This is a genomic window from Actinosynnema sp. NPDC049800 (assembly GCF_040656635.1).
Classification (GTDB): Bacteria; Actinomycetota; Actinomycetes; order Mycobacteriales; family Pseudonocardiaceae; genus Actinosynnema.
Genome location: NZ_JBFAMT010000072.1, coordinates 13,488 through 38,779, shown reverse-complemented (window position 1 = coordinate 38,779; position 25,292 = coordinate 13,488). Strand labels below are relative to the sequence as shown.

The 25,292-nt window shown below is 72.7% G+C and carries 24 protein-coding genes; 10 read left to right on the top strand and 14 right to left on the bottom strand.

All coding sequences use genetic code 11. The features are described from left to right. Positions 1 to 276 precede the first annotated feature (276 nt). Genes AB0I91_RS40640 through AB0I91_RS40625 form a run of 4 tightly spaced genes read right to left on the bottom strand, consistent with a single transcriptional unit; the run spans position 277 to position 3,993 of the window. Positions 277 to 756 carry a DUF2771 family protein gene (locus AB0I91_RS40640; protein ID WP_499612064.1) on the bottom strand — a complete coding sequence of 160 codons (480 nt, stop codon included), beginning with the start codon at positions 754 to 756 and terminating at the stop codon, positions 277 to 279. 11 nt (positions 757 to 767) lie between these two features. Further along, positions 768 to 2,294 (bottom strand): MFS transporter, encoded by a 1,527-nt coding sequence (locus AB0I91_RS40635; RefSeq protein ID WP_499641675.1) that lies wholly within the window; start codon positions 2,292 to 2,294, stop codon positions 768 to 770. A gap of 34 nt (positions 2,295 to 2,328) precedes the next feature. Continuing rightward, positions 2,329 to 3,231 (bottom strand): threonine ammonia-lyase, encoded by a 903-nt coding sequence (locus AB0I91_RS40630; RefSeq protein WP_498777594.1) that lies wholly within the window; start codon positions 3,229 to 3,231, stop codon positions 2,329 to 2,331. Between the two features lie 18 nt (positions 3,232 to 3,249). Next, positions 3,250 to 3,993, bottom strand: a complete 744-nt coding sequence (locus AB0I91_RS40625) for a glutaminyl-peptide cyclotransferase (RefSeq protein ID WP_499641677.1) — start codon at positions 3,991 to 3,993, stop codon at positions 3,250 to 3,252. A 73-nt stretch (positions 3,994 to 4,066) separates the two neighbouring features. On the opposite strand from AB0I91_RS40625, the gene AB0I91_RS40620 reads away from it, so the two are divergent. Both AB0I91_RS40620 and AB0I91_RS40615 read left to right on the top strand, forming a co-directional pair. Continuing rightward, positions 4,067 to 4,837 carry a DUF3027 domain-containing protein gene (locus AB0I91_RS40620; protein ID WP_498777591.1) on the top strand — a complete coding sequence of 257 codons (771 nt, stop codon included), beginning with the start codon at positions 4,067 to 4,069 and terminating at the stop codon, positions 4,835 to 4,837. Then, entirely contained in the window at positions 4,834 to 7,662 is a 2,829-nt protein-coding gene (locus AB0I91_RS40615) for a sacsin N-terminal ATP-binding-like domain-containing protein (protein WP_498777589.1), read from the top strand. Before AB0I91_RS40620 ends, AB0I91_RS40615 begins: the two co-directional genes overlap by 4 nt. Positions 7,663 to 8,444: 782 nt before the next feature. Here AB0I91_RS40615 and AB0I91_RS40610 read toward each other — a convergent pair. Further along, positions 8,445 to 8,714: a DUF2530 domain-containing protein gene (locus tag AB0I91_RS40610; RefSeq protein ID WP_498777587.1), complete on the bottom strand. Its 270-nt coding sequence runs from the start codon at positions 8,712 to 8,714 to the stop codon at positions 8,445 to 8,447. A 146-nt stretch (positions 8,715 to 8,860) separates the two neighbouring features. Between AB0I91_RS40610 and AB0I91_RS40605 the strand changes: the two genes are divergently transcribed. From AB0I91_RS40605 to AB0I91_RS40585, 5 genes are all read left to right on the top strand, one after another. Continuing rightward, positions 8,861 to 10,348, top strand: coding sequence for an NCS2 family permease (locus AB0I91_RS40605; protein WP_498777585.1), 1,488 nt, complete (start codon positions 8,861 to 8,863; stop codon positions 10,346 to 10,348). Between the two features lie 52 nt (positions 10,349 to 10,400). Continuing rightward, the gene (locus tag AB0I91_RS40600) at positions 10,401 to 10,829 is read left to right on the top strand and encodes a MarR family winged helix-turn-helix transcriptional regulator (RefSeq protein ID WP_230569809.1); all 429 of its coding nucleotides are present in this window, start codon (positions 10,401 to 10,403) and stop codon (positions 10,827 to 10,829) included. A 4-nt stretch (positions 10,830 to 10,833) separates the two neighbouring features. Next, positions 10,834 to 12,156, top strand: coding sequence for an MFS transporter (locus AB0I91_RS40595; RefSeq protein WP_499612072.1), 1,323 nt, complete (start codon positions 10,834 to 10,836; stop codon positions 12,154 to 12,156). 10 nt (positions 12,157 to 12,166) lie between these two features. Further along, positions 12,167 to 12,931: an ABC transporter permease gene (locus AB0I91_RS40590; protein WP_499612074.1), complete on the top strand. Its 765-nt coding sequence runs from the start codon at positions 12,167 to 12,169 to the stop codon at positions 12,929 to 12,931. A 251-nt stretch (positions 12,932 to 13,182) separates the two neighbouring features. Next, positions 13,183 to 13,593: a hypothetical protein gene (locus AB0I91_RS40585; protein ID WP_230569812.1), complete on the top strand. Its 411-nt coding sequence runs from the start codon at positions 13,183 to 13,185 to the stop codon at positions 13,591 to 13,593. 398 nt (positions 13,594 to 13,991) lie between these two features. On the opposite strand, the gene AB0I91_RS40580 is transcribed toward AB0I91_RS40585, so the two are convergent. Both AB0I91_RS40580 and AB0I91_RS40575 read right to left on the bottom strand, forming a co-directional pair. Further along, entirely contained in the window at positions 13,992 to 14,162 is a 171-nt protein-coding gene (locus tag AB0I91_RS40580; RefSeq protein WP_499612076.1) for a hypothetical protein, read from the bottom strand. A 23-nt stretch (positions 14,163 to 14,185) separates the two neighbouring features. Continuing rightward, positions 14,186 to 15,685: a glutamate-cysteine ligase family protein gene (locus AB0I91_RS40575; protein ID WP_498777577.1), complete on the bottom strand. Its 1,500-nt coding sequence runs from the start codon at positions 15,683 to 15,685 to the stop codon at positions 14,186 to 14,188. Positions 15,686 to 15,891: 206 nt separating this feature from the next. Between AB0I91_RS40575 and AB0I91_RS40570 the strand changes: the two genes are divergently transcribed. Beyond that, entirely contained in the window at positions 15,892 to 16,668 is a 777-nt protein-coding gene (locus AB0I91_RS40570) for a TrmH family RNA methyltransferase (protein WP_498777575.1), read from the top strand. A gap of 38 nt (positions 16,669 to 16,706) precedes the next feature. Beyond that, the gene (locus tag AB0I91_RS40565) at positions 16,707 to 17,327 is read left to right on the top strand and encodes a DUF2537 domain-containing protein (protein ID WP_499641672.1); all 621 of its coding nucleotides are present in this window, start codon (positions 16,707 to 16,709) and stop codon (positions 17,325 to 17,327) included. A 4-nt stretch (positions 17,328 to 17,331) separates the two neighbouring features. On the opposite strand, the gene AB0I91_RS40560 is transcribed toward AB0I91_RS40565, so the two are convergent. Together AB0I91_RS40560 and AB0I91_RS40555 are read right to left on the bottom strand one after the other, a co-directional pair. Next, positions 17,332 to 19,173, bottom strand: coding sequence for an ABC transporter ATP-binding protein (locus tag AB0I91_RS40560; RefSeq protein ID WP_498777571.1), 1,842 nt, complete (start codon positions 19,171 to 19,173; stop codon positions 17,332 to 17,334). Beyond that, positions 19,170 to 20,846, bottom strand: a complete 1,677-nt coding sequence (locus AB0I91_RS40555) for an ABC transporter ATP-binding protein (protein WP_499641670.1) — start codon at positions 20,844 to 20,846, stop codon at positions 19,170 to 19,172. The genes AB0I91_RS40560 and AB0I91_RS40555 overlap by 4 nt, the downstream gene beginning before the upstream one ends. Positions 20,847 to 21,067: 221 nt before the next feature. Between AB0I91_RS40555 and AB0I91_RS40550 the strand changes: the two genes are divergently transcribed. After that, on the top strand, positions 21,068 to 21,289 hold the full coding sequence (locus AB0I91_RS40550) for a hypothetical protein (protein ID WP_499641668.1): 222 nt from the start codon (positions 21,068 to 21,070) through the stop codon (positions 21,287 to 21,289). A gap of 95 nt (positions 21,290 to 21,384) precedes the next feature. On the opposite strand, the gene AB0I91_RS40545 is transcribed toward AB0I91_RS40550, so the two are convergent. The 5 genes from AB0I91_RS40545 to serC all read right to left on the bottom strand — a co-directional run bounded on the left by AB0I91_RS40545 (position 21,385) and on the right by serC (position 25,233). Then, on the bottom strand, positions 21,385 to 21,828 hold the full coding sequence (locus tag AB0I91_RS40545; protein ID WP_498777565.1) for a hypothetical protein: 444 nt from the start codon (positions 21,826 to 21,828) through the stop codon (positions 21,385 to 21,387). Next, positions 21,821 to 22,195, bottom strand: coding sequence for a hypothetical protein (locus AB0I91_RS40540; protein ID WP_498777563.1), 375 nt, complete (start codon positions 22,193 to 22,195; stop codon positions 21,821 to 21,823). The genes AB0I91_RS40545 and AB0I91_RS40540 overlap by 8 nt, the downstream gene beginning before the upstream one ends. 47 nt (positions 22,196 to 22,242) lie before the next feature. Continuing rightward, on the bottom strand, positions 22,243 to 22,755 hold the full coding sequence (locus AB0I91_RS40535) for an SRPBCC family protein (RefSeq protein ID WP_499612087.1): 513 nt from the start codon (positions 22,753 to 22,755) through the stop codon (positions 22,243 to 22,245). A gap of 196 nt (positions 22,756 to 22,951) precedes the next feature. After that, positions 22,952 to 23,860 carry a septation protein SepH gene (gene sepH / locus AB0I91_RS40530; protein ID WP_499615914.1) on the bottom strand — a complete coding sequence of 303 codons (909 nt, stop codon included), beginning with the start codon at positions 23,858 to 23,860 and terminating at the stop codon, positions 22,952 to 22,954. Positions 23,861 to 24,099: 239 nt separating this feature from the next. Beyond that, on the bottom strand, positions 24,100 to 25,233 hold the full coding sequence (serC, locus tag AB0I91_RS40525) for a phosphoserine transaminase (RefSeq protein WP_498777875.1): 1,134 nt from the start codon (positions 25,231 to 25,233) through the stop codon (positions 24,100 to 24,102). Between the last annotated feature and the right edge of the window lie 59 nt (positions 25,234 to 25,292).

Here is a 25,292-nt window from a genome sequence, read left to right as displayed (position 1 = left end):
GGCCAAAGCCGGCAGGCCCGGCGGGGAAAAGCGTCCCGCCGGGCCTGCCGGCTTCGACCAGCCTAAAGCACCCGAACCCATGTCAAATCGGGCCTCGGTGGGGTCCGCCGCGGGTCCGTTGTGCGGCGGTTGAGGGCCTCGGTGGGGTTCGCTGCGGGTCCGTTGTGCGGCGGTTGAGGGCCTTGGTGGGGTTCGCTACGGGTCCGTTGTGGATTGGTAGCGCGGCTGGTCGTCGTCCTGAAGTGGGACGTCGCACGTGGCCGTGGGTGGGGTGGGTTAGTGGCGGTCGTCGATGGAGACGACCCAGGTGCCCCGGGCGACGAAGTCGAACGCGCCGGTGGTGCCCGCCTCGATGCGTGCGCCGTACTGCTGGACCTCGACGCTCTCCAGCTGGTCGTCGGGGTTCGGGAGCACGAGGGTGTAGGCGTACTTCGGGTCGCGTTCGGTGAACAGCCTGCTTCGCAGTGGTTCCTGCGGTTGGCCTTGGGCGTTGCGGTAGGTGAACTTGACCGACCAGGCGGTGTTGGCCAGGTCGCCCGGGACGGAGATCTGGACCGGCTTGCCCGGGCGGACGCGGAGGACGCCGACCGCGTCCGGGGCGACGTCGCAGTTCTCCGATCGCAGGTCGCAGTACTGGGACGGCCTGACGTTGATCGTCTTGCCGTCCGCGTAGAACGTCACCTCGGGGTCGGTGGTCGCCGTCGCGCAGCCGGAGAGGACCACCAGCAGCGACACGGGGATCAGGGCTCGGCGCACGGCGGTCGAGCCTACGTGCCCGGCCTGGGCACGACGGGCGCGGGCCGCAGTGGGCGGTCGCCGCCCATGCCCGGGATCAGGGTCGAGCCGCGCTTGGTCTGGATGGTCTGGGCCAGGCCGACGGCGAGCAGGACGGCCAGGACGGTGAAGCCGATCCAGTACTCGGTGGGCAGCAGGACGCCGAGGGCGCCGCCGAAGACCCAGCCGAGCTGGAGGATGGTCTCCGAGCGGCCGAAGGCGGAGGCGCGGGATTCGTCGGGGACGTCGTCCTGGATGACCGCGTCGAGGGACACCTTGGCCAGGGAGCTGGCGGTGGCGCCGATCAGGCCGACGGCGGCGGCCGTGACCAGGCCGGGGAGGACGGCGGCCAGCACGACCGTGGCCAGGGCGGTGGTGAGGCAGCCGATGACGACCTGGTCGGGCGAGCCGAACTGGAGGCGGGCGCCGACGGCGTTGCCGAGGAAGCTGCCGATGCCGGCCGCGGCGGCGATGACGCCCAGCAGGAGGACCTGCATGAGGGCGTCGCCCTCGGTCTGGGCGCGGACGACGAAGGCGGCGAAGAGCATCAGGAAGCCGGTCAGCATGCGGATCGCGCCGTTGCCCCAGAGGGCGACCACGACGGTGCGGCCCAGTGCCTGGCGCTTGGGTTTGTGCGGCTTGGCGCGCAGCGAGGTGGGGACCTCGCCCTCGGTGACCTCGACCCACGAGGGGATGCGCAGGCAGTAGAAGGCGTTGGCCAGGCAGAGCGCGGCGGTGAACCAGAGGGCTCCCGGGGAGCCGAAGAGGTTCGCGAAACCGGCCGCGACCGCGCCGAACACGCCGCCGGCGGCGAGCCCGAACACGGTCATCCGGGCGTTGGTCTTGGACAGGGTGATCTCGCGCGGCAGCACGCGGGGTGTGATCGCGGCCTTGAGCACGGTGAACGACTTGGACAGGACCATGCTGCCCAGGGCGGCCGGGTAGAGGCCCCAGTTGTCGAAGTTCAGCGCCATCGCGATGGACAGGAAGACGCGGATCACGCAGGACGCGGCCAGCGCCACCCGCCTGCCGTGCTGGATGCGGTCCAGGGCGGGGCCGATCACGGGCGCCACCAGGGCGAACGGCGCGACGGTGATCAGCAGGTAGAGCGCGACCTTGCCCCGGCTCTCGCCGGAGGCGGCCGAGAAGAACAAGGTGTTGGCCAGCGCGACCGCCATCGCCGCGTCGGCCGCGTAGTTCAGCATCACCGCGTAGGTGAGGGAGGACAGGCCGGACTGCTTGGCGCCGTCGGCGTGCGCGGCCTTGCGGAACGCGGCCAGCGCCTGGCTGCTGAGCTGCCGGGTCCGGAACCACGCCACGCGGGTGACGGTCAGCTTCTTCGGCAGGGTCGGGACGGTCGGCTTGTCGGCGTCCGGCGGTGGCGTGAACCGGGCCGATTCGCGTTCGTCACGCGGGGGTGGCGGCGGGCCCGGGGTCGGGTACGGCCGGGTGCGCGGCTTGTACTCGTCGTCCTCCCACGGGTACCGCCGCGACTGGTCTTCCGGCCGAGGGGGTGTCACGCCTTCAATCCTGCCTCACCCGGTGCGGGCTGTCTCACACATTGCCGCCGGTGAGCACGGTGGCGATCGTCTCGCCCGGGATGTCGGCCACGGCGATCGCGGCCAGGCCGATCGCGCCCGCCGGTTCGAGCACGAGGCCGAGCGCGCCCCGGGCCAGCGCCATCGCGTCTCGAATGGCGTCGTCGGGCACCAGGACCATGTCGTCGACGAGGGCTCGCAGCCGGGGGATGGCGGCGGGCACGGGGACGCGCACGGCGATCCCGTCGGCGATGGTGTCGATGGGCGTGTCGGCCACCGGGCGGCCGGCCCAGGCACGGGCCACGGCCGGCGCGCCCTCGGCGCAGACGCCGACGACGCGGGTGTCCGGCGAGTGCTCCTTGATCCACCGGGCCATGCCGGTGATCAGCGCGCCGTCGCCGACGGGGACCACCGCGGTGTCGAACCGGCCCGCCCGGAGCAGTTCGACGGCGATGCTGCCCGCGCCCTCGGTGACGGCGACGTCGCGGCCGTCCTCGACGAAGATCGCGCCGACCCGCTGGGCGTGCTCGCGGGCGGCGTCCTTGGCGGCGGTGAAGTCGCCCGGGACCTCGATCACGGACGCCCCGAGGGACTTCATCCGGCGGACCTTGTCGCGGACGGCGGCCCGGGAGACGAAGACCTCGACCGGGAAACCGCGGGTGCGGCCGACGTAGGCCACGGCCTGGCCGAAGTTGCCCGCCGACGCGCACACGACCGTGCGTCCCGGCGGCAGGGTCGCGCCCATGAAGTCCGCGCCGCGGCCCTTGAAGCTGCGCAGCGGGTTGACCGTCTCGACCTTGACCAGCACCCGGCGGCCCAGCGCCGCGCCGAGCTGCTCGTCGACGTACTGCGGGGTGCCGCGGAAGACGGGGTCGATGGTCTCGGCGGCGCGGGCGATGTTGTCGAGGTCGATGTCCACGTGCGAGACCGTAGGTCACTACCGCGTGAAGCGGACCCGGAAGATCGTCGGCCAGTTCTTGCCCGTGACGAGGAACTCGTCGGTGCCCGGCACGGCCGCGATGCCGTTGAGCACGTCGGACTTCGGCACGTCGGCCGGCCGCAGCCCGCTGAGGTCCACGGTGGCCGTGACCTGGCCGTTCGCCGGGTCGATGCGCACCACCTCGTCGGTCTGCCACACGTTGGCCCACACCTGGCCGTCGACGCACTCCAGCTCGTTGAGCAACGTGACCGGCTCCCCGTCGCGGCGCACGGCGACCGAGCCGGTCTCGGCGAAGGAGGTCGGGTCGCGGAACGCCAGCTCGTCGGTGCCGTCGCTCATCACCAGCCGGCCGCCGTCGAGGCACAGGCCCCAGCCCTCGCCCTCGTACGTGACGCGTCTCACTTCCTCGAGCGTGTCCCGGTCCCGCTCGATGGCCACGCCGTCCCGCCAGGTGAGCTGCCAGATCCGGTCCCCGACGACCGTGATGCCCTCGCCGAAGAGGGGTCCGGGCAGGTCGACGCGCTGCCGCACCTCCCCGGAGGAGGGGTCGAGCCGGCGCAGCGAGGACTGCCCCTCCAGACCGGTGCCCTCGTAGAGGACGCCGTCCACGAGTTCCAGGCCCTGGGTGAACGCCCCCGGGTCGTGGGGCAGCGTGCCCAGCACTTCGACCCGGGTCGGACCGCCCGTTGGACCGCTCGGCGGGGTGGTGCACGCCGCCGACAAGACGAAGACCGCCGCCATCAGGAGCCACCGCACGTCCGAAAGGGTGGCACGTGTGCGCGGGGCTGCGCAGACGTGCGGCACAATTCAACCCGTGACCGCCACGCCGACCCGCCAGCCCGATCCAGCGCTCGCCGACCCAGCGGCAGTCCGGCTCGCCCGAGCCGCCGCACAAGAGGAGGCGGGCGCGGAACGCGTCGGCGACCACGTGGGCGCCGTCGCGGAGGACGCGGTGTCCGCGACGCACCTGTTCGAGGCCGACCACGCCGGCTACCAGGGCTGGAACTGGGCCGTCACGGTCGCGTTCGCGGGCCCCGGCACGCCGCTGTCGGTCAGCGAGGTCGTGCTGCTGCCCGGCGAGGACGCGCTGGTCGCGCCCGAGTGGGTGCCGTGGCACGAGCGGGTGCGGGCGGGCGACCTCGGCGTCGGCGACCTGCTGCCCGCGCCCGAGGACGACCCGCGCCTCGCGCCGGGGTACGTCGGCTCGGACGACCCGGCGGTCGAAGAGGTCGCCATGGAGGTCGGTCTCGGCCGCGTGCGCGTGCTGTCGCGGGAGGGCGTGCTCGACGCCGCCCAGCGCTGGCACGCCGGCGACTTCGGGCCGCGCAGCGAGATGGCCCGCAGCGCCCCCGCCACCTGCGGCACGTGCGGCTTCTACACCCGCATCGCCGGGTCGCTCGGCGCCGCCTACGGGGTGTGCGCGAACGAGATGACGCCGGCCGACGGGCACGTCGTGCACGTGGAGTACGGGTGCGGCGCGCACTCCGAGGTCGAGGTGGAGGGCGGCCCGCTGGTGCCGGTCGCCGAGGTCGTCTACGACGACGCGGTGCTCGACGTCGAGGCCAACTCCGAGAGCGGGAAGTGAGCGCGGACCCGTTCGGCACCGAGGCGCTGCGCGAGTCGGTGCTGGCGGCGTGGCGCGGCTCGCCCACGCGGTTCCGGGAGGACGCCAACGCCGAGGAGGACCTGAGGCTCGGCGGGTACCGCGACCGGCTGCTGGTGGAGCTCGCGCAGAACGCCTCCGACGCGGCCGGTGACGCGCCCGGCGTGCTGCGACTGTCCGTTGTGGACGGTGAGCTGCGTGCGGCGAACACCGGCGCGCCGCTGGACGCGGCGGGGGTGGCGGCGCTGGCGTCGTTGCGCGCGTCGTCGAAGGCCGCGGACACGGTCGGCCAGTTCGGCGTCGGTTTCGCCGCCGTGCTGGCGGTGACCGAGGAGCCGCGCGTGGTGTCGCGGACCGGCGCGGTGGCGTTCTCGGCCTCCCGCACGCGCGAGGCGGTGCCGTCGCTGGCGTCCGCGCGCGGCGGTGACGTGCCGGTGCTGCGGTTGGTGTGGCCGTCGGACGAGGCTGACCTGCCGGACGGGTTCGACACCGAGGTGCGGCTGCCGTTGACGGTGGACGGCGCGGCGCTGCTCGCGGAGTTCGCGGTGCAGGTGCCGGACCTGCTGCTGGCGTTGCCCGGGCTGCGGCGCGTCGAGGTCGGCGCGGAGGCGTGGGAGCGGTCCGAGGCCGACGGCGTGGTGGTGCTGACCGGGCCCGGCGGGGCGCAGCGGTGGCTGGTGCACCGCGTCGGCGGCGAGCTGCCGGCGGCGCTGGTCGCGGGCGTGGAGTCCCGGCCGCAGTGGTCGGTGTGCTGGGCGTGGCCGATGGACGAGCCGCTGTCCGGTGACGTGCTGCACGCGCCGACGCCGACCGACGAGAAGCTGTCGCTGCCCGCGCGGTTGATCGCGACGCTGCCGGTGGAGCCGTCGCGGCGGCGGGTGCTGGCGGGCACGGCGGCGTCTTACGTGCTGGAGCAGGCCGCGCTCGCGTACCCGGAGCTGGTGGCGAAGCTGCCCGCGGTCGAGCGGACGTCGCTGGTGCCGTTGCCCGGGTTCCCGCTGTCCGAAGTGGACGATCGGCTGCGGACGGGCATCCTGGCGGCGCTCAGGTCGGCGTCGTGGTTGCCGCTGGCGGACGGCGAGTGGGCCGCGCCGTCGGCGTCGAAGGTGCTCGACCTCGCGTCGTTCGAGCTGGTCGAGCTGCTGGAAGACGTCATACCCGGCCTGCTCGACTACGAGCTGACGCTGCCGCCGCACGCGAAGGCCTTGGCCGCGCTGGAAGTGCCGCGCCTCGGCGTGCCCGAAGTGGTCTCCGCGCTGGCCGGTGTCGGCGGCGACCCGTCGTGGTGGCGCCAGGTGTACGAGGCGCTGTCACCGGTCGCCGACGTCGACTCGACCGCGCGCGAGGCGATGGGCGGCCTGCCCGTGCCGCTGGTGGACGGGCGGCTGGTGAGCAGCCCGCGCGGGGTGCTGGTCGGCACGGACACGGAGCTGTTCTCCGTGCCGGGGCTGCGGATCGCGCACCCCGAGGCGGCGCACCCGTTGCTGGTGCGGTTGGGCGCGACCGAGGCCGGCCCGGCGGAGCTGCTGGACTCCGACGCCGTGCGCGAGGCCGTGCACCGGAGCCTGGACGACCCCGCGCTGGACGGTCCGGAGCTGGTGCGGACCGTGCTGCGGCTGGTGTCGCGGGCCGGTGGGCGGCCGTGGCTGTCGGAGCTGGCGCTGCCGTCGGCGGACGGCGAGTGGCGGCGCGCGGACGAGCTCGTGCTGCCGGACTCGGCGCTGCTGGCCGTGCTGGAGCCCGACGCGCCGTTCGGCGTGCTGGACGCCGCGGTGGCGGCCGAGTGGCCCCGGTCGGTGTTGACCGACGTCGGCGTGATCGACGGGTTCACCGTGGTGGAGGACGACTCGCCCACCGAGCCCGACCACGACCTGGCCGACGAGGGGTACTGGTGGGACGCGTTCGACGTGCCGCCGACGCGAGTGCTCGGCATCCGCGACCTGGACCTGGTGGCGCGCGACAAGTGGCCGGAGGCGTTGGCGATGATGGCCGCCGACCCGGTGGCGTGGCGTGCGGTGAACGAGCCGGACGGGTACACGGGCTGGTGGCTGGCCCGCTACGCGACGATCGACGGCGTGCCGCTGGGGTCGTGGCGGCTGCCGGACGCGGACGGGCTGGAGGGCCTGTACGACGTGGTGCCGTCGATCGGGCTGCCGCCGCACGTGCTGGCGGCGGCCGGGGTGCGCACGTCGTTGAGCGTGGTGGACTCCGACGACGTCACCGACCTGATCGCGCGGCTGGGTGATCCCGAGCGCAAGCTGTCGGACGCTCTGGTGCTGCGGGTGCACGCGTCGCTGGCCGAGGTGGCGGACTCGGTGAGCGTCGAGCCGCCGGACCGGGTGCGGGTGCTCACCGGCGCCGCCGAGCCGGCCGACGACGTGCTGGTGCTGGATTCGCCGTGGCTGCTCGGCGTGCTGCCGCCGGCCCAGGTGCTGGCGTCGTCCGGTGCGGCGGCGGAGCTGGCCGAGCTGCTGGCGCTGCCGTTGGCGTCGGAGGAAGTGTCCGGTGCGGTGGTGGGCGAGGGCGACGAGGTGGTCTGGTCGGAGCTGGGCGCGGTGCGGTTGGCGTGCGACCTGCTCGGCGTCGACCTGCCGGCCGGTTCGCTGATCGTGCACGACGATCTCGTGGTGGCCGCGGAGGGTGCGGAGCACTCGGTGTCGTGGTGGGTGGAATCGGAGGTCGTGCACGCCGCCGACACGCCCGAGGGTTTGGCGCGTGCGCTGGCGTGGACGACGGGTCGCTGGGATGATCGGCACACGTTCGCCGCGCTGATCGCCGACCCGACACCGGCCGTGCTGCTGGGCTGACCGGCCGGGCTGCCAAGATCACCCGATCGTGGAAGCCGCTCCGGGGATGAATGGAAATCCCGGATTTGTTGCCGGAAAAGAGGGAGGCGCGGCGCCCCGGCCCTCAGTGTCAGCCCGAGACCCTGGGCGCCCACCGCTCTCGGCCGACGTGAGCAGTGGGCCGCGGAGAGCAGTGGGCCGCGGAGAGCGGTGCGCGGCGGTGAGCGGTGCGCGGTGGGCCGCGGAGAGCGGTGCGCGGCGGTGAGCGGTGCGCGGTGGGCCGCGGAGAGCGGTGCGCGGCGGTGAGCGGTGCGCGGTTCGCTGCGGCGGTCGGTGGTGGGCGGCGGTAAGCAGTGCGCGGCGGTAAGCAGTGCGCGACAGTGGTCCGCTGCGGCGGGCAGCGGTGGTCGGCGGTGAGCGGTCGGCTGCGGCGGGCAGTGCGTGGCGGGCGGGCCGTGCGTGGCGGCCGGCAGCGGTCAGGTGGCGAGCGGTGCGTGGTCAGGTGGCGAGCGGTGCGTGGCCAGGAGGCGAGCGGTACGTGGCGGCGAGTGTCGAGCGGCGCTGGCGGCGAGCGCGGCCTGGGGCGGCGGCGAGCGATAGGCAGCGGCGAGCGGTGGCGGCGGAGTGGTGGTGACGGAGCGCGGCCGGTGCGGCTCGTGCGGCCGGGTGTGGGCTGAGCGGCTGGATGTGGACCGAGCGGTCGGGTGTGAGCTGAGCGCGGCCGGCGTCAGCTGAGCGTGGTGTCAGCCGGGGCGGCCTGGGTGGTGTCGCTCGTGCTCAGCCGGAAGTGGCCCGGGTGCCGATCACTCCAGGCCTTGGCCTTGCTGGGCGGTGCGGCTGCCGCGGCGGGCGGCGGAGCGTTGCCAGGTGAAGATGCCGTAGCCGATGATCCCCAGCAGGCCGCCGGACAGGCACGTCCAGACCAGGACGGTGTCGTCGCGCGCGAACAGCAGCACCCCGACCAGCGCCAGCAGCCACAGGGCCGTCCCGACCACGATCGCGGGCACGGGGTCGGCCAGCTTCGGTGGGAGCGGCGGTGGGGGTGGGAGGGGAGTTGCTTCCTGTTCGGCCACGTCGGGCAGGCTACTCGCCCGAAACACGAGTAGGGCACGCTCTGCCTGCTCCGCACGCACGAACCAGGCACGCGAACCGGCACGAACAGGCACGTGAACACGCACGAACCAGGCACGTGCCCCGCACCACCGATCGAGGAGATGAGATGGCCACCGCCGAGACACCACCCGCCGCTCAGAAGCCGCCGGCCCGGTCCAAGCTGGACGGGTTCTTCAAGATCTCCGAACGCGGCTCCTCGGTCGGGCGGGAGGTGCGCGGTGGGCTCGTCACGTTCGTGACCATGGCCTACATCGTCGTGCTGAACCCGCTGATCCTGGGCAGCTTCGCCGCCGACGACCCCTCCGCCAAGGTCGACGTCCTCGGCAACATCCTCACCATCCCGCAGGTCGCGGCGGTGACGGCGCTGGTCGCGGGTGTGATGACGATCCTCTTCGGACTCGTCGCGAACTACCCGTTCGCGCTGGCCACGGGCCTGGGCATCAACTCCTTCGTGGCCGTCACGATCGTGCCGCAGATGTCGTGGCCCGAGGCGATGGGCCTGGTCGTGGTCAACGGCCTGGTGGTGCTGCTCCTGGTCGTCACGGGCGTCCGCACGGCCGTGTTCAACGCGGTGCCGGCGGAGCTCAAGGCGGCCATCGCGGTCGGCATCGGGTTGTTCATCTGCTTCATCGGCCTGGTCGACGCGGGCTTCGTGCGCCGGCTGCCGGACGCGGCGGGCACCACCGTGCCGGTCGGGCTCGGCATCAACGGGTCCATCGCGTCGTGGCCGACGTTCGTCTTCGTGGTCGGCCTGGTGGTCACCGGCATCCTGGTCGCGCGCAAGGTCAAGGGCGCGATCCTGATCGGCGTGCTGGCGGCGACCGTGCTGTCCATCGTGCTGGAGGCGATCGTCAAGGCGGGCCCCTCGCAGGGCACCAACCCGACCGGCTGGAACCTCGGCTACCCCGGCCTGCCGGAGCAGGTGTTCGGGCTGCCCGACCTCTCGCTGCTGGGCGACGTGTCGTTCGGCGCGTGGACGCGGGTGCCCGCGCTGACCGCCGCGCTGCTGGTGTTCACGCTGGTGCTCACGGACTTCTTCGACACCGTCGGCACGATGACCGGCCTCGGCAAGGAAGCCGGCGTCATCGGCAAGGACGGCCAGCTGCCGGGCGTGTCGAAGGCGTTGTTCGTGGACGGCCTGGGCGCCGTCGCGGGCGGTGCGGCGTCCTCGTCGTCCAACACGGTCTTCATCGAATCGGCGTCCGGCATCGCGGAGGGCGCGCGGACCGGCCTGGCGAACGTCGTCACCGGGCTGCTGTTCCTCGGTGCCATGTTCCTCACCCCGCTGTACGCGGTGGTGCCGATCGAGGCGGCGGCGCCCGCGCTGGTCGTCGTCGGCGCGCTGATGATCATGCAGGTGAAGGAGATCGACTTCGCCGACTTCTCCGTCGGCCTGCCCGCGTTCCTCACCATCGTGATCATGCCGTTCACGTACTCGATCGCGAACGGCATCGGCGCGGGCTTCGTCAGCTACGTGGCGTTGCGGGCGCTCACCGGACGTGCGCGCAGCGTGCACCCGCTGATGTGGGTCGTGGCGGCCGCGTTCGTCGTCTACTTCGCCATCGGACCGATCCAGGCCGCTCTCGCGGGCTGAGACGGGCAACTCCTCTTCGACGGGTGCCGAGATCGTGAGGTATGCTAACTACGTGGAGACCGAGGCTGAAGCGGGACTGGCGAGCCGGCTGAGACTGGCCGTCGTCCGGCTCAACCGGAGGCTCCGCGCGCAGCGGGTGAACTCCGCGATCTCGCTCACCCAGGTGTCCGCGCTGTCGACGCTGCACAAGTGCGGACCCCTGACGCCGGGCGAGCTGGCCGCCAAGGAAGGCGTCCAGCCACCGTCCATGACCAGGGTGATAGCCGCCCTGGAGGAGTACGGGTTCGCCACGCGCCGCCCCCACCCCACCGACGGCCGGCAGGCCATCGTGGAGCTGAGCGAGGCGGGGCTGAGCTACATCAACGAAGAGGTGTCCGCGCGGGAAGCCTGGCTGGACAAGCGGTTGGCCGAGCTGACACCGGAGGACCGGGGCACGTTGTCGCGTGCCGCCGAGATCATCGACAGGATGGCGGGGCAGTAACGAGGTGCCGGCGTACGCGGGTGGTGCAGAGACGGACCAGGTCGAACGCAACCCAGCCGCACCCCCGCCGCGCAAGCGCATGTTCGGCTCGCTCCGCGTGCGCAACTACCGCCTCTACGCCTCCGGTCAGGTCGTCTCGCTCGTCGGGCTGTGGATGCAGCGCGTCGCGCAGGACTGGCTGGTGCTGGAGCTGTCCGACGGCTCGCCGGTCGCCCTCGGCATCGCGGCGGCGCTCCAGTTCGCGCCCACGTTGTTCCTGTCGCTGTGGGCGGGCGTGCTCGCCGACCGGATGGACAAGCGCAAGCTGCTGCTCGTGCTGGAGACCGGTCTCGGGCTCTGCGCGCTGACGCTCGGCCTGCTGGACGTCACCGGGCTGGTCGAGCTGTGGCACGTCTACCTGCTGTGCCTGCTGCTCGGCGCGGTGTCCGCGGTGGAGACGCCCGTGCGGCAGAGCTTCGTGGTCGAGATGGTCGGCCGCGACCAGCTCACCAACGCGGTGGCGTTGAACGCGATGACGTTCAACCTGGCCCGGATGGTCGGACCGGCCGTGGCCGGCGTGATGATCATCTTCGTGGGCACCGGCTGGGTGTTCCTGATCAACGCGATCAGCTTCCTCGGCGTGCTGGCCGGGCTGCTGCTGATGCGTGCCGCCGAACTGCACCGCGGCGACCCCGTGCCGCGCGAGAAGGGCCAGCTGCGGGAAGGGCTGCGGTACGTGCGCAAGCGCGCCGACCTGGTGATCCTGCTGTGCCTGGTGTTCTTCATCAGCACGTTCGGGCTGAACTTCTACGTCACGCTGGCCGTGCTGGCGCGCAACACGTTCGGCGGCGACGCGTCCGCCTACGGCCTGCTCTCGACGCTGCTCGCGGTCGGCACGCTGGCCGGCGCGACGCTGGCGGCCAAGCGCAGCGCGCGCGGCAAGCCGCGGTTGAGGCTGCTGATCCTGGGCGCGCTGGCGTTCGGCGTGCTGGAGGTCGTGGTCGGGTTGATGCCCACGATGTGGCTGGCCGGGCTCGCGCTGATCGGAGTCGGCATCGCCATGATGACGTTCACGACGACCGCCAACGCGACCGTGCAGCTGGCCGTGTCCCCGGCGATGCGCGGCCGGGTCATGGGCCTGTACATGCTGGTGTTCCTGGGCGGCAACCCGGTGGGCGGCCCGGTGATGGGCTGGCTGGCCGAGCACTTCACCGCGCGGGCGCCGCTGGTCGTCGGCGGCGTGGTGTCGATCCTGGCGGCCGTGGTCGGCGGCGTCGTGCTGGCCCGACGGGGTGGCGTGAGGCTGCCGGTGCACCGCCTGGGCCTGCGCCGCCGCGCGCGCGTCTGACAATGGTCCGGTGGTCATCGCAACGGACTGGGTCCGGCTGCTCGTCGTCTGCCTGATCTTCACCGCCGTCGCCGGCGCGGTGCTGTGGTGGGCGAGGTTGGCGTCGCCCCGGCCCGTGGTCCGGGCGGCCGTGCGGGCGACGGCGCAGTTGGCCGCCGTGTCGGCGGTGATCACGGTGGTGCTGGCGTCGTTGCCGCTGACGTCGGCGTTCCTGGTGGTGATGGCGGGCGTGGCGACGGGGACGTCGGCGGCCCGCACGAAGACCGGGCGGCGCGGCGTGTGGGTGGGCGCGGCGATCCTCGGCGGGACGGTGCCCGCGCTGGTGGCGCTGGTGGCGAGCGGTCTGGTGCCGTTGCGGGGGATCGCGCTGGTGCCGGTCGGGGGGATCCTGATCGGTGGGGCGATGACCGCGACCACGTTGTCCGTGCGGCGGACGTTGGACACGTTGCGGGACCGGCACGGCGAGTTCGAGGCGGCGTTGGCGCTGGGGTTCACCGAGCCGGTGGCGGTGCGGGAGCTGGTGCGGGGGCCGGCCGCCGAGGCGTTGATCCCGGCCTTGGACCAGACCCGGACGGTCGGCCTGGTGACGTTGCCCGGTGCGTTCGTCGGGATGCTGCTCGGCGGCGCGCCGGTGTGGCAGGCGGGGGCGTTGCAGCTCGTCGTGCTGCTGGCGCTGCTGGCGGTCGAGGCGGTGGCGATCGCGGTGGTCGTGGAACTCGTCGCGCGCGGGCTGGTGCGCAGGACTGGTGCGGTCGGTGAAGTTAGGCTAACCTAAGCGTCGTCGCTTCGTGGTGGGAGCGGCAGTCAGTTCGGGAACAGACGAGGCCCCGCCTCCCGGTCGTACCACCGGGTGGCGGGGCCTCGTCGTGTCGGCGTGGGCCTGATCGTTCGCTGTGCTGGTGGAAAGTCGGGCGCCCACGGCTGATCGGCGGGCGTTCGGGCTGCTCGTCATCCACGACCGGAGGATGGCGTCGCCTATGGGGGTTGACCACACCTCGGACGTGCGGACCCTGGCAAGATAGGCGCATGGGCACCGAGGAGGACTGGCCGGTCGAGCAGACGTGGTCGCTGCGCAACACGCATTGGCACGCCTACGTGGAGCACACCTCCCTCGACCACGCCTCTCCGCGCGCTGAGCGGCTGGAGCGCACGCCGGAGGAGGTCCTGACCACGCCGGCCGAGGTCGCCGCGTGGTTGGAGGTCAACCTGCGCAGCGCGACCAAGCCCGAGGAGGCCGGGAAGAAGCGCACGAAGGACGAGCGGGACTTCTCCGACTCGAACCGGGTGCACACGTCGCTGGCGTCGGCGGGCGAGAGCATCTACACGGGGGTGAAGGGCATGCTGACCCTGGCGGTCGAGGCGGTGACCCCCGACGAGTGCCGCAGCTCCCACGACGGCGCCGACGTCGCTCCGCTGAAGGCCGGCCGTCGGCGCTGAGTCGGGGATTGGGCCCTGAGCTGCGGTTATGGGGTGGTGCGGCCTTGGTGGTCGGGGCGTGAAGATCACCCGAACGCGCGAATCGAGCCGGCTCGGGGATCAATGGAAACGCCGAAAGCGTTGCCGGAAGAATGAAGGTGTGGCGCACGGCCCGGACCAGGCATCGCGCTCGGACAGGAACGGCCAGGGCCACCGGACTGCCCGCTCCTGGGCTGCCCGTGGATGGGAACACCCGCCCGCGGGGGAGGGCTAGGACTGCCGCCCGCGGGGGAGGGGCTAGGACCGCCCCTCGGCCGCTGGAGCCGGACGGACCGCCGGCGCCGGTCCGCGCGGGGAGTCGCACCGCCGGGTTCGGACCGCCGGGCTGCTCCGCGGAGCCGGTCCGCGCCCGCCGCGCCCTAGGACGCGGCAGGCAGCGGCACGGCACGCACCCGCACGGCACGCACCCGTACGGCAGGCACCCGCGCCCGCACGGCGGGCAGCGGCACGGCAGGCGCCCGCACCCGCACAGCAGGCACCCGCACGGCGGGCAGCGGCACCCGGACGGCGGGCAGCGGTACGGCAGGCACGCACCGCACCCGCACGGCACGGGTCAGAGGCCCACGGGCCAGGTGTGGACCGGTTCGCCGGCGTGGGACAGTTCGACGTACCGGCCCAGCATGGCGGTGAGGGCGGTGTCGCGGTCGGCTCCCCGTTCCTCCAGCAGGGCGACCGTCTCGCGTTGCCACTGGGAGCCCGTGCGCCGCGCCAGGCACCGCGCCTCGATCACGCCCAGGTAGCGCTCGCACGCCTCGTCGGACACGCCGCACGCCCGCAGCCCCTCGTGGGCCAGTGGCAACAGCCGCCGCAGGACGAGCTCGTCCGGCGGCACCCAGCCGATCCCCGGCCAGTACAGCTGCGAGCCCATCCCGTGCCGCGACCCGGCGTACAGGTTCTCCTCCGCCGCGTGGAACGACATCTGGCTCCACAAAGGACGTTCCAAAGTGGTCAGTGCCCGTTGCGCGCCGTAGAAGAACGCCGCGTTCGCCATCGTGTCGAGCACCGTAGGCCCGGCCGGCAGGACGCGGTTCTCCACGCGCAGGTGCGGCACGCCGTCCACCACGTCGTACACCGGCCGGTTCCAGCGCCACACGGTCCCGTTGTGCAGCCGCAGCTCCGTCAACGACGGCGTCCCGCCCGCCCCGAGCACGTCCAACGGGTCCTCGTCGCCGGTCTCCGGCAGCAACGCCGGGAAGTACCGCACGTTCTCCTCGAACAAGTCGAAGATCGACGTGATCCACCGCTCGCCGAACCACACCCGCGGCCGGACGCCCTGGTTCTTCAGCTCCTGCGAACGCGTGTCCGTGGCCTGCAGGAACAGCGGTATCCGGGTCTCGTGCCACAACGCCCGCCCGAGCAGGAACGGCGAGTTCGCCGCGATCGCCACCTGCACCCCGGCCAACGCCTGCGCCGCGTTCCAGTGCGCCGCGAAGTCGTCCGGCGCCACCTGCAGGTGCAGCTGCACGGACGTGCAAGCCGCCTCCGGCATGATCGACTCGGCGTAGCTGGACAACCGCTCGCCCGCCCGCCCCGGCAGGGGCGCGCCCTCCATCGACAGCACGACCTCCTCACCGCGCGCGGCGAGGATCTGGTCGTTCAACGTCGTGTACCGGGCCTGCTGCGAGAGCCACCGCCGGTCGAAGTGCTCGTGCCGCAACGTCGGCAGCACCCCGATCATCACGATCGACGTGCCGGCGTCGTGCGCCTTCACGTCCGCCGCCGCGAGCGTGGAGACCAGCTCCCGCTCCAGGTCCAGCGTCTCGTCACCGGCCAGCTCGCGCGGCGGGACGTTGACCTCCAGGTTGTGCTGGCCCAGCTCCAGCGTGAACGACGGGTCGTCGATCTTCTCCAGCACCTCGGAGTTGGCCATCGCGGGCCGACCGGCGCCGTCGACCAGGTTCAGCTCGATCTCCAGCCCCATCTGCTGTCTCGGGAAGGAGAAGCTCTCCTCCACCAGCATGGTTCCCAGCGCGTCCATGCACCGCTGCATGCGCTCGCGGTAGCGCTGGCGGTCCTCTCTGGTGAACGTCCGACTGGACACATCCGTACCCATGCCGCCTCCCAATCGGTAGGGCTGCTCCGGCGGGCTTAGCGGAGGCCAACCGTGACACAGCAACCATCTGCCCGCCAGCGCCCAAATCGGTGCTCTCTGTCACATAGCAGTAACAATCAGCGAGAATGTGCTGGTTGGCGGCTTGCGGCTGCGACATCCGATCTACGAGGGGTGTTCACCTGTTGATAAGTGGCACACTCCTCGGTGTGATCGAGATCGACGACCCGGCGGACCCGCGGCTGGACGACTTCCGGGACCTGTCGACGGCCGACCGGAGGCCCGACCGACCCGGCGGGCGGGGACTGGTCATCGCCGAGGGCGTCGTGGTCGTCGAACGGCTCCTGGACTCGCGCTACCCGGTGCGCGCGCTGCTCGGCGTGCGGCGGAGGGTGGAAGCGCTCGGCGACCTGCCCGCGCCCGCGTACGTCACCTCCGCCGACGTGATGGCCGAGGTGGTCGGGTTCCACCTCAACCGGGGCGTGCTGGCCGCCGCCGACCGGGCGCCCCAGCCGGACGTGGCCGAACTCGTCGCGTCCGCACGGCGGCTCGCGGTGCTCGAAGGCGTCGGCGACCACGAGAACCTGGGCTCGCTGTTCCGCAACGCCGCCGCGCTCGGCATCGACGGCGTGCTGCTCGGCCCGGGGTGCAGCGACCCGCTGTACCGGCGCAGCGTCCGCGTCTCGATGGGTCACGTGCTGCGCGTGCCGTTCGCGTCGATGCCGAACCTGACCGAAGGCTTCGAGCTGCTGCGCCACAACGGTTTCACGGTCGCCGCGCTCACGCCGAGGGCCGGCTCGGCGAACCTCGCCGATGCCGGGCTGCGCGGCCGCAAGGTCGCTGTCCTGCTCGGATCGGAGGGTCCGGGCCTGACCGACGAGGCCATCGCGGCGGCCGACGTCGCGGTCCGGATCCCCATGGCGGAGGGCGTCGACTCCCTGAACGTGGCAACCGCGGGCGCGATCGCCTTCTACGCGATCGCCTGAACGCGCTACGTTCTCCTCCCGAGCAGAGGAGGACGTAGGTGGAACTGCGGGTGCAGGACGGCCGGGCCGTGCTCGCGGGCCGCGACGACGCGGGTGAGCGGGAAGTCGACCCGCACACCCTCCCGCTCGGCGCCGGGCTCGCCGACGCGTTGCACGAGTGGGCGAAGGTGGCCGACGCGGTGACGCGGGCCGACCCGCCCTCCGACGGCGCCGCGAACGCCCTCGTGACCAGGCGGGGACGACAGCTGGCGGGGAGGTTGGCGGCCGAGATGGGCACACCGGTGGAGTACACCGATCCCGTGACGGGTGAGCTGGTGGTCGTGGACGTGCCGCCGGTCGAGGCCGCCGACGAGGCCGAGGGCGACGACGGGGTCGAGGCCGAAGAGCCGGTGCCCCAGGAGGAAACCCCCTGGGGCACCGGGCTCACGGTCAGCTTCATCGTCGCCGCCGTGGTGACGTTCACCGTCTACACGCTGTCGGTCGGGCTGGGCGAGACCAGCCAGTGGCTCGCGGTGCTGGCGAACGTCCTGGTGGTCGGCGGCATCACCCCGTCGGTGTGGCTGGCGCGGAAGGTGCCGGTGTGGCGGTGGGTCGCGTACGGCGTGGTGGCGGGTGTGCTGGCGGCGTGGTTGTCCTTGCTGCTGACGACCCTCCTGTGACGGGCTAGGCCAAGGAGTCCCGCCACGCGGTGTGCAGCGCGGCGAACCGGCCGCGCCCGCCGATCAGCTCCTCCGGCGTGCCGTCCTCCACCACCCGGCCGCCGTCGAGCACCAGGACCCGGTCGGCGATCAGCACGGTGGACAGCCGGTGGGCGATGATGAACGCCGTCCGCTCGGCCAGGACGGTCTCCAGCGCGCCCTGCACCGCGCGCTCGGTGGGCACGTCCAGGCTGGACGTCGCCTCGTCCAGCACCAGCACCGCCGGATCGGCCAGGAACGCCCGCGCGAACGCCACCATCTGCCGCTGCCCGGCCGAGAGCCGCCCGCCGCGCTTGCGCACGTCGGTGTCGTAGCCCTCGGGCAGCGCCCGGATGAACTCCTCCGCGCCGACCGCCCGGGCCGCCGCCTCGACCTCCTCGCGGGTCGCGGACGGGCGGCCCAGCGCGATGTTGTCCAGCACGGACCCGTCGAACAGGAAGTTCTCCTGCGTCACCATGACCACCGCGCGGCGCAGCTCGGCGTCCGCCACGGACCGGAGGTCGACCCCGTCGAGCCGCACCGAGCCCTCGGCCGGGTCGTAGAACCGGGCCACGAGCTTGGCCAACGTCGACTTGCCCGCGCCGGTCGCGCCGACCAGCGCCACGGTCTGCCCGGCGGGCACGGTCAGGTCGAACGGCGGCAGCACGACGGGGCCGGAGTCCGAGTAGCGGAACTCGACACCGTCGAACCGGACCGAGCCCCGGACGTCGCCCAGGGGCGTCGGCTCCTCGGGCTCGCGGACCTGCGGCTCCTCCTCGAGCAGGCCGGAGATCTTCTCCAACGCGGCGGTCGCCGAGGCGTAGGCGTTGGCGAACATCGCGAGCTGGTCGAACGGGTCGTAGAACCGCCGCACGTACAGCGTGAACGCGGCCAGCACGCCCAGTTCGAGCTGCCCGTTCGCCACCCGGAACGCGCCCCAGGCGAGGATCACCGCCAGGGAGAGGTTGCCGATCACTCGAACGAGTGAGGTGAACGCTGCCATCACGCCCATCGCGTCGGTGTTGGCGTCGCGGAACCGGGCGTTGAGCTCGCCCATGATCTTCTCGTTGCGCCGCTCGCGCCGGAACGCCTGCACCGCGCGGATGCCGTTCATGGTCTCCACGAACTGCACGATGATCTTCGCGATCGCGCCGCGCGTGTCGCGGTATGCCCGGCCGGAACGGCGGCGGAACCACTGGGTGAGCATGATCAGCGGCAGGAAGCCGGACAGCACGACGAGCGCGAGCGGGACGTCCAGGTAGAGCAGGACGACCGAGATGCCCAGCAGGGACAGCATCGAGGTGAAGAAGCCGTCCAAGCCCTCCTCGACCAGGTCCTGGAGGGAGTCGACGTCGCTGGTCAGGCGTGAGATGACCTTGCCGGACGTGTACTTCTCGTGGAACGAGACCGACAGCCGCTGCGCGTGCCGGAAGACGCGTTCGCGCAGGACGAGCAGCACGTCCTGGCCGATCCGGCCGGTCAGGCGGACGAACGACCAGCGCAGCAGCGTGGCGGAGATCGCGGCGGCGACGTAGCCGCCGACGCACCAGGCCAGGGCGTCGGGGCGGCCGTCGAGCGCCGCCGGGATGCCGGTGTCGATGGCCGCCGCGATGAGCAGCGGGCCGGCCAGGTTGACCACGTTCTCCGCGATCACGATCACCAGGGCCAGGATCGCGGCCCTGGTGTGCGGGCGGATCAGCTCGCCGAGCAGCCGGCGGGAGCGGGCCTGGAGCTTGACGCCGGTGGCGTAGTCGACGTCTTCGACGTCCTCGGCGCCCACACCGCGCCAGGCTTCGTCGTCCTGCCGGGGTTCGGTCACGCTCGTCACGCCGCCACCTCCTCATCCTCCATAGTGGACAACAGGTTGCGGTAGTCCTCGTTGTCCGCCAACAGTTGCGTGTGCGTCCCGGTGGCCGCGATCCGGCCGTCCACCAGCATCGCCACCCGGTCCGCCAGCTGCACGGTGCTCGGCCGGTGGGCGACGACGAGCGCCGTGACGCCCTTGAGCACGCGGCGCAGCGCGGCCTCGACCTCGGCCTCGGTGTGCACGTCCAGCGCGGAGAGCGGGTCGTCGAGGACCAGGACGGCCGGGTGGCCGGCGACGGCGCGCGCGAGGGCGAGGCGCTGGCGCTGACCGCCGGACAGGGACAGGCCCTGCTCGCCGATCCGGGTGTCGAGCCCCCACGGGAGGGCGTCGACGAACTCCTCGGCCCGCGCGACCTTCAGGGCTTCGCGGACCCGTTCCTCGCTCACGTCCTTCGCGCCGAGGGCCACGTTCTCGGTGACGCTCGCGGAGAACAGGATCGGCTCCTCGAACGCCGTGCCCACGGCCCGCCGGAGGTCGGCGAGGTCGAGGTCGCGCACGTCGACGCCGTCGAGCGTGACCCGGCCTTCCGTGACGTCGGCCAGCCGGGGCACGAGCGCGGTGACGGTGGTCTTGCCGGACCCGGTCGCGCCGACCAGGGCCACGGTCTCGCCCGGCCGGATGTCCAGGTCGACGCCGCGCAGCACCTCGTTGTCGGAACCGGGGTGGTGGTAGCGGACGCCCTCGAAGCGGACGTGCCCGCGGACGGGCGCGGCCAGCGGCTTCGGGTCGGCGGGCGTGGTCACGGTGACCGCGGTGTCGGTCACCTCGAAGTACCGCTCCAGGGCGGAGGCGGTCGAGTTCGTCTCCGCCAGCAGCCACCCGATCGAGTCGATCGGCCAGCGCAGGTAGGCGCTCACCGTGACGGCGGCGACGAGCGTGCCGACCGTGACGGTGCCGTTGGCGATGCCGATCGAGCCGAACGCCAGCTGACCGGCGATGCCCAGCTCGGGCAGCACGATCAGCACGGCCCACAGCGCGGCGAAGATCCGCACCTTCGAGACCTCGGTGTCGCGGAGCTCGCGCGCCTGGCGGATGAACCGCTTGGTCAGGTGCGGGCCGCGGCCGAAGGCCTTGAGCACGCGGATGCCCAGGACCGACTCCTCGACCACGGTCGTCAGGTCGCCCGCCTGGTCCTGCGCGCGGCGGGCGACGACCTTGAACTTCGTCTCGAACAGGTAGGACAGCGCGACCAGCGGCAACGTGCTGGCCAGCACGATCAGGCCGAGGACGGGCGACAGCCAGAACAGCACGCCCAGGCCCGCGGCCACGATCAGGGTGTTGACGACCAGGAAGATCACGGCGAAGCCGACGAAGCGCCGGACCTGGGTCAGGTCGGTGGTGGCGCGGGACAGCAGCTGCCCCGACTGGTAGCGGTCGTGGAAGGCCACCTGCAGGTCTTGCAGGTGGTGGTACAGCTCGGCCCGCATCCGCGCCTCGACGTCCGACGCCGGTCCGGCGATCAGCTTGCGGCGGGCGTAGAACAGCGCGGCCTCGGCGCAGCCGAGCAGCACGATGACGCCGACGAGCAGCGGCAACGCGCCCAGGTCGCGGTCGGCGATCGGGCCGTCCACGATTTGTTGGGTGATCAGCGGGATGCCCAGTCCGCACGTCATCGCGAGCAGCGTGGCGGCCATCGCCAGCACGACGGGTGTGCGAACGGGCCTGAGGTACGGCCACAGCCTGCGCAGAGTCGCGGCTGTGGAAGTACGGTCTTCCGACACGAGTCCCCCTCCGGTCCACCATGACGGTACGAAGGTGGACCGACCATCGGCATCCGGTTTTCGTGCCACCGACCCTGCAGGCTGGAGTTAGGTGGAGGTCAAGGGCCGGGCAGTCCAGGGAGGTCAAGGTGGGTGTGAGGTATCTCCGGGCGGAGCCGACGATGGCGTTCCCCCGCGGTCGGTTGTTGGCGGTGAGCGGGGGCAGGCTCTACGTGCTCGCGCCGGACGGGTGGGACGTGGCCGGCGGGCGGCGGCCGGAGGGCGCGCGGCCGATCAGCCGGGAGGAGGCGGAGGACTGGTGCCGGTTCGAGGCGGTTGAGGTCGAGGTGCTCGACGCGGTGCCGCTGCCGGAGTGACCCGGTCCACCAGGAATGACCCGGTCCAACGGGAGTGACCCGGTCCAACGGGGGTGGCCCGGTCCAACCGAGGGTGACCCGGTCCGGCGGGGTGGCTACTTCTTGCGGCGGCGCAGGATCGCGGGGGCGGTGAGCAGGCCCGCGAGGCCGTAGCTGGCCCCGGCGAGCAGGACGAGGACCGTCCACCGGTCGCCCACGGACGAGAGCCGGTCCGGCGCGCCGAAGTAGTGCGCGAGGCCCAGGATGACCGGGCCGATCAGGATGATCGGCCACACCGGGCGGATCTTCAGCAGCCACAGGACCGGTCCGGCGAGCAGCGCGCTGAACACCAGCGCGATCGGCAGGCCGATCACGACCAGCAGGATGAACTCGCCCAGGGTCGTCTCGTTCACCACCCGGTCGAGGACGCCGCTGCGGTAGGCCCAGATCCACGCGACGAGCAGCGCGGAACCGGTGACGGCCGACACCACGACGCGCAGGAGCACCTTGAACGCGAAGCCGCCCGCGGTCGGGCGCGAGGGGTGCGGCGTGTCAGTCACGGGCAGCAGTGTGGCCGACCGGGTGCCGCGCTGTCACCGGGGCGGCCAGGACGAAGCCGATCACGCCGGCGGCGACGGACCCGGCGGGGATCGAGACCCAGACGGTGAGCAGGGTGAGGACGGCGGTGAACGTCACCCCGACTGCGGCGTAGCCGAGCGGGCGGTCCTGGTGGGCGGCCTTGAGGACGGCCCAGGCCACGAGCACGCCGACGACCAGGCTGACCGGCATGGCGAACAGGCCCATGGCCAGGCAGTCCCAGTCCTCGGTCGAGCAGACGGCCCCGGAGGCGATGAGTTCGCGCAGGCCCCACCAGGCCGCGCCCAGACCGGCGCCCAGCGCGGCGCCGACGACCAGTCGTCCCAGCATGGCGGGTGGTTACCCGGATGAGGCGGTGGTCAAGCAGGCCCGTGCGATCACGGCGCGTTCGACGTGGAGGTCCGCCGCGCCCGGCGCACGTCCCCGAGCGACTCGGCGTGCGCCTTGACCGCCGCCAGGGTGTGCTTGATCGAGTCGACGTTGTAGCCGGGCCGGTCCTCGCGCCCGGTGACGCGGGGGCCCAGGAACCGGCGGACGAACCAGTTGCCCACCCGGTACCAGTTCTCCGTCACCACGCACCCGTCGCGGGTCGGCGTGATCACGTACGACCACCGCGCCACCCGGACCGTCAACGGCGACCGCACGTCGAAGGTCAGCAGCCGTTCGGGCTCGCAGGCCACGATCCGGGCGGTGGTCCACCACAGCTTGGCGCCGTTGCGGTTGAAGCCGCGGAACTCGACGCCGACCGCGGGTCCGGTGGCCCCGCGCAGCCACCGGCCGCCGAGGTTCTCCGGGCTGAACCGCCCCATCCGGGGCAGATCGCTCACCAGCGCCCACACCACGCCGGGGGCCGCGGCCACGTCGATGCTGTGCGAAATCGTCGGTTCCACCAGATCCAAGGTAGGAGGAATCGCCGCCGATTACGAGCCGCGATCGGGTGGACACGGTGAGCGAGCTTGCTGCCACACCTCAGGGCGGGTGACGGGGGCCGACCCGGATCACGCGCGTCGCGCCGAGACGGGACCGGACGCGGGAAGGCCCCCGGCAGCGGTGCTGCGCGGGGGCCTTCTCCGGATCCGGTCGGGGTCAGCCCCGGGTGGAGCGGACGCCCAGGAGGACGTCCTCCCAGGACGGCACGATCGGGTGGTTCTTCTTGCCTCGCTTGGGCGGTGGGTCCTTGCGGGGCGGTTGCTGCTTGGCGCCTGCCGCCGGCTGTTGCGGCGCGGGGGCCGCCGGCGCGGGCTCCTCGGCCACCGGTGCGGGCTCCGGCGTCGGCTGGGGCTCCTGGACCGGGGGCGGAGGGGGCGTTGGCGCCGGTTCCTCGCGGACGAGGATCTCCGGTTCCTGCTGCTTCTCCAGCTCCAGGGCCTGGCGGGCCAGCTGGGTCACCGGCCGGACCGTGCGCAGCGTGCGGTTGGGGTTCGGGTCCATGAGCTCCATGGCCCCGTCGTCCAGCGCGGTCACCGTGCCGCCCTGGGCGCCCGGGTGGAAGGCCCAGTGCGCCAGGTTGTCGGACCTGCCGGCGGTCCAGTGCAGCTGCACGACCCAGCGGCCGTCCTCGCCACGCCACGAGTCCCAGCTGACGTCGGCGTACTCCTGGCCGCGCAGGCCGAAGGAGTGCGCGACGACCTCGCCGAGGGTCTGCACGTCCGGGCCGTCCTCGCGGACGGGGTGGGCGCGCTGGGCCAGGTCGGCGGTGCGGGAGCGCTCGAGGAGGACGGGGTAGGCGTAGCGCTCGACCCGGTGCGCGGGCAGGCCGGCCGCCGCCGCCACCTGGGCGACGGACTCACCGGCGCGGATGCGCGCCTGGATCTCGCGCGGGCGCATCTGGCTCTCGACCTCGATCTCGATCTGGCCGAGCCGGGTGAGGTCGCCGCGTGCCGCCGCGCGCAGCCGTTCGTCGGCGGGGAGCACGAAGCGCTCGCCGCGATCCGGGTCCTCGAGGATGACGGACTTGCCGTCGTCTTCGAGCCCGATGACTCGCAACGCTCGCATCATGGCCTCCCGGATGGCTCACCTCGCCGAGTACTCACGTTAATGCGGCGCGCCGCCTTGACGGGGGAGACTCGCCGTGTTCGCCGATATCTTCGTGTGATCTTGCCGTATGTCGGCGGCCCGCGCACCTCCGTTAGCACAAGGTTCACCTCGCCGGCGGTGGGTGCGGCTTCCCGAAGTGCCTGGTCATGGCTGTGGGGGCCGCCCCGGATGGGACGACCCCCACAGGTGGGTCCGGGTCAGAGCTTGGAGACGACCCAGTCGACGGCCTTCGTCAGCGTGCTCACGTCGGTCGGCTCGACGGCCGGGAACATGGCGACGCGGAGCTGGTTGCGGCCCAGCTTGCGGTACGGCTCGACGTCCACGATGCCGTTCGCGCGCAGGACCTTGGCCACCACGGAGGCGTCCACCGAGTCGTCGAAGTCGACGGTGCCGACGACCTGGGACCGGTGGGCCGGGTCGGCCACGTACGGCGTCGTGTAGGAGGTCGACTCGGCCCACGTGTACAGCCGCGAGGACGAGTCGGCGGTGCGGTCGACGGCCCACTTCAGGCCGCCGTTGCTCAGGATCCACTCGATCTGGTCGTTGAGCAGGAACAACGTGGCCAGGGACGGCGTGTTGTAGGTCTGGTCCTTGGTGGAGTTGTCCAGGGCCGTGGTCAGCGAGAGGAACTCCGGCACCCAGCGGCCCGACTTGCCGATCTCGGCGACGCGCTCCAGGGCGGCCGGCGACATCAGGGAGATCCACAGGCCGCCGTCGGAGGCGAAGCACTTCTGCGGCGCGAAGTAGTAGACGTCGAAGTCCGCCGGGTCGACCGGCAGGCCGCCCGCGCCGGAGGTGGCGTCGATGGCGATCAGGGCGCCGTCGGAGCCCGCGGGGCGGGAGACGGGCACCGCGACGCCGGTCGAGGTCTCGTTGTGCGCCCAGCCGACGAGGTCGGCGCCCTCGGCGTAGGCGATCTCGGGCGCGCTGCCCGGGTCGGCCTTGACCACGATCGAGTCGCCCAGGAACGGCGCGTCGGAGGTGACCTTGGCGAACTTCGAGGAGAACTCGCCGTAGGTGAAGTGCTGGGCCCGCTCGCGCACCAGGCCGAACGCGGCGGCGTCCCAGAACGCGGTGGTGCCGCCGTTGCCGAGGACGACCTCGTAGCCCTCGGGCAGCGAGAACAGCTCGCGCAGGCCGGCGCGGACCGAGCCGACCAGGGACTTCACCGGCTTCTGCCGGTGGGAGGTGCCCATCAGCGCGGCGCCCTCGGCCGCGAGCGCCGCCAGGGCCTCGGGACGGACCTTGGAGGGCCCGCACCCGAACCGGCCGTCGGACGGCAGCAGTTCGGGGGGCAGGACCAACGAGGTCGGGTCGGCGGTCTGGGTCATCGCGAAGCCTCCGGTCACGGGGAGGGGGTCGGCACGACCGGCGCCGTTGCCGGGAGCCC

Bases quoted from the DNA above. Each gene is read 5' to 3' on its own strand.
- sepH (WP_499615914.1), bottom strand. From the start codon at position 23,860: ATGCGAGCGTTGCGAGTCATCGGGCTCGAAGACGACGGCAAGTCCGTC.
- AB0I91_RS40585 (WP_230569812.1), top strand. From the start codon at position 13,183: ATGGGCACCGAGGAGGACTGGCCGGTCGAGCAGACGTGGTCGCTGCGC.
- AB0I91_RS40555 (WP_499641670.1), bottom strand. From the start codon at position 20,846: ATGGCCGCCACGCTGCTCGCGATGACGTGCGGACTGGGCATCCCGCTG.
- AB0I91_RS40540 (WP_498777563.1), bottom strand. From the start codon at position 22,195: ATGCTGGGACGACTGGTCGTCGGCGCCGCGCTGGGCGCCGGTCTGGGC.
- AB0I91_RS40575 (WP_498777577.1), bottom strand. From the start codon at position 15,685: ATGGGTACGGATGTGTCCAGTCGGACGTTCACCAGAGAGGACCGCCAG.
- serC (WP_498777875.1), bottom strand. From the start codon at position 25,233: ATGACCCAGACCGCCGACCCGACCTCGTTGGTCCTGCCCCCCGAACTG.
- AB0I91_RS40625 (WP_499641677.1), bottom strand. From the start codon at position 3,993: ATGGCGGCGGTCTTCGTCTTGTCGGCGGCGTGCACCACCCCGCCGAGC.
- AB0I91_RS40605 (WP_498777585.1), top strand. From the start codon at position 8,861: ATGGCCACCGCCGAGACACCACCCGCCGCTCAGAAGCCGCCGGCCCGG.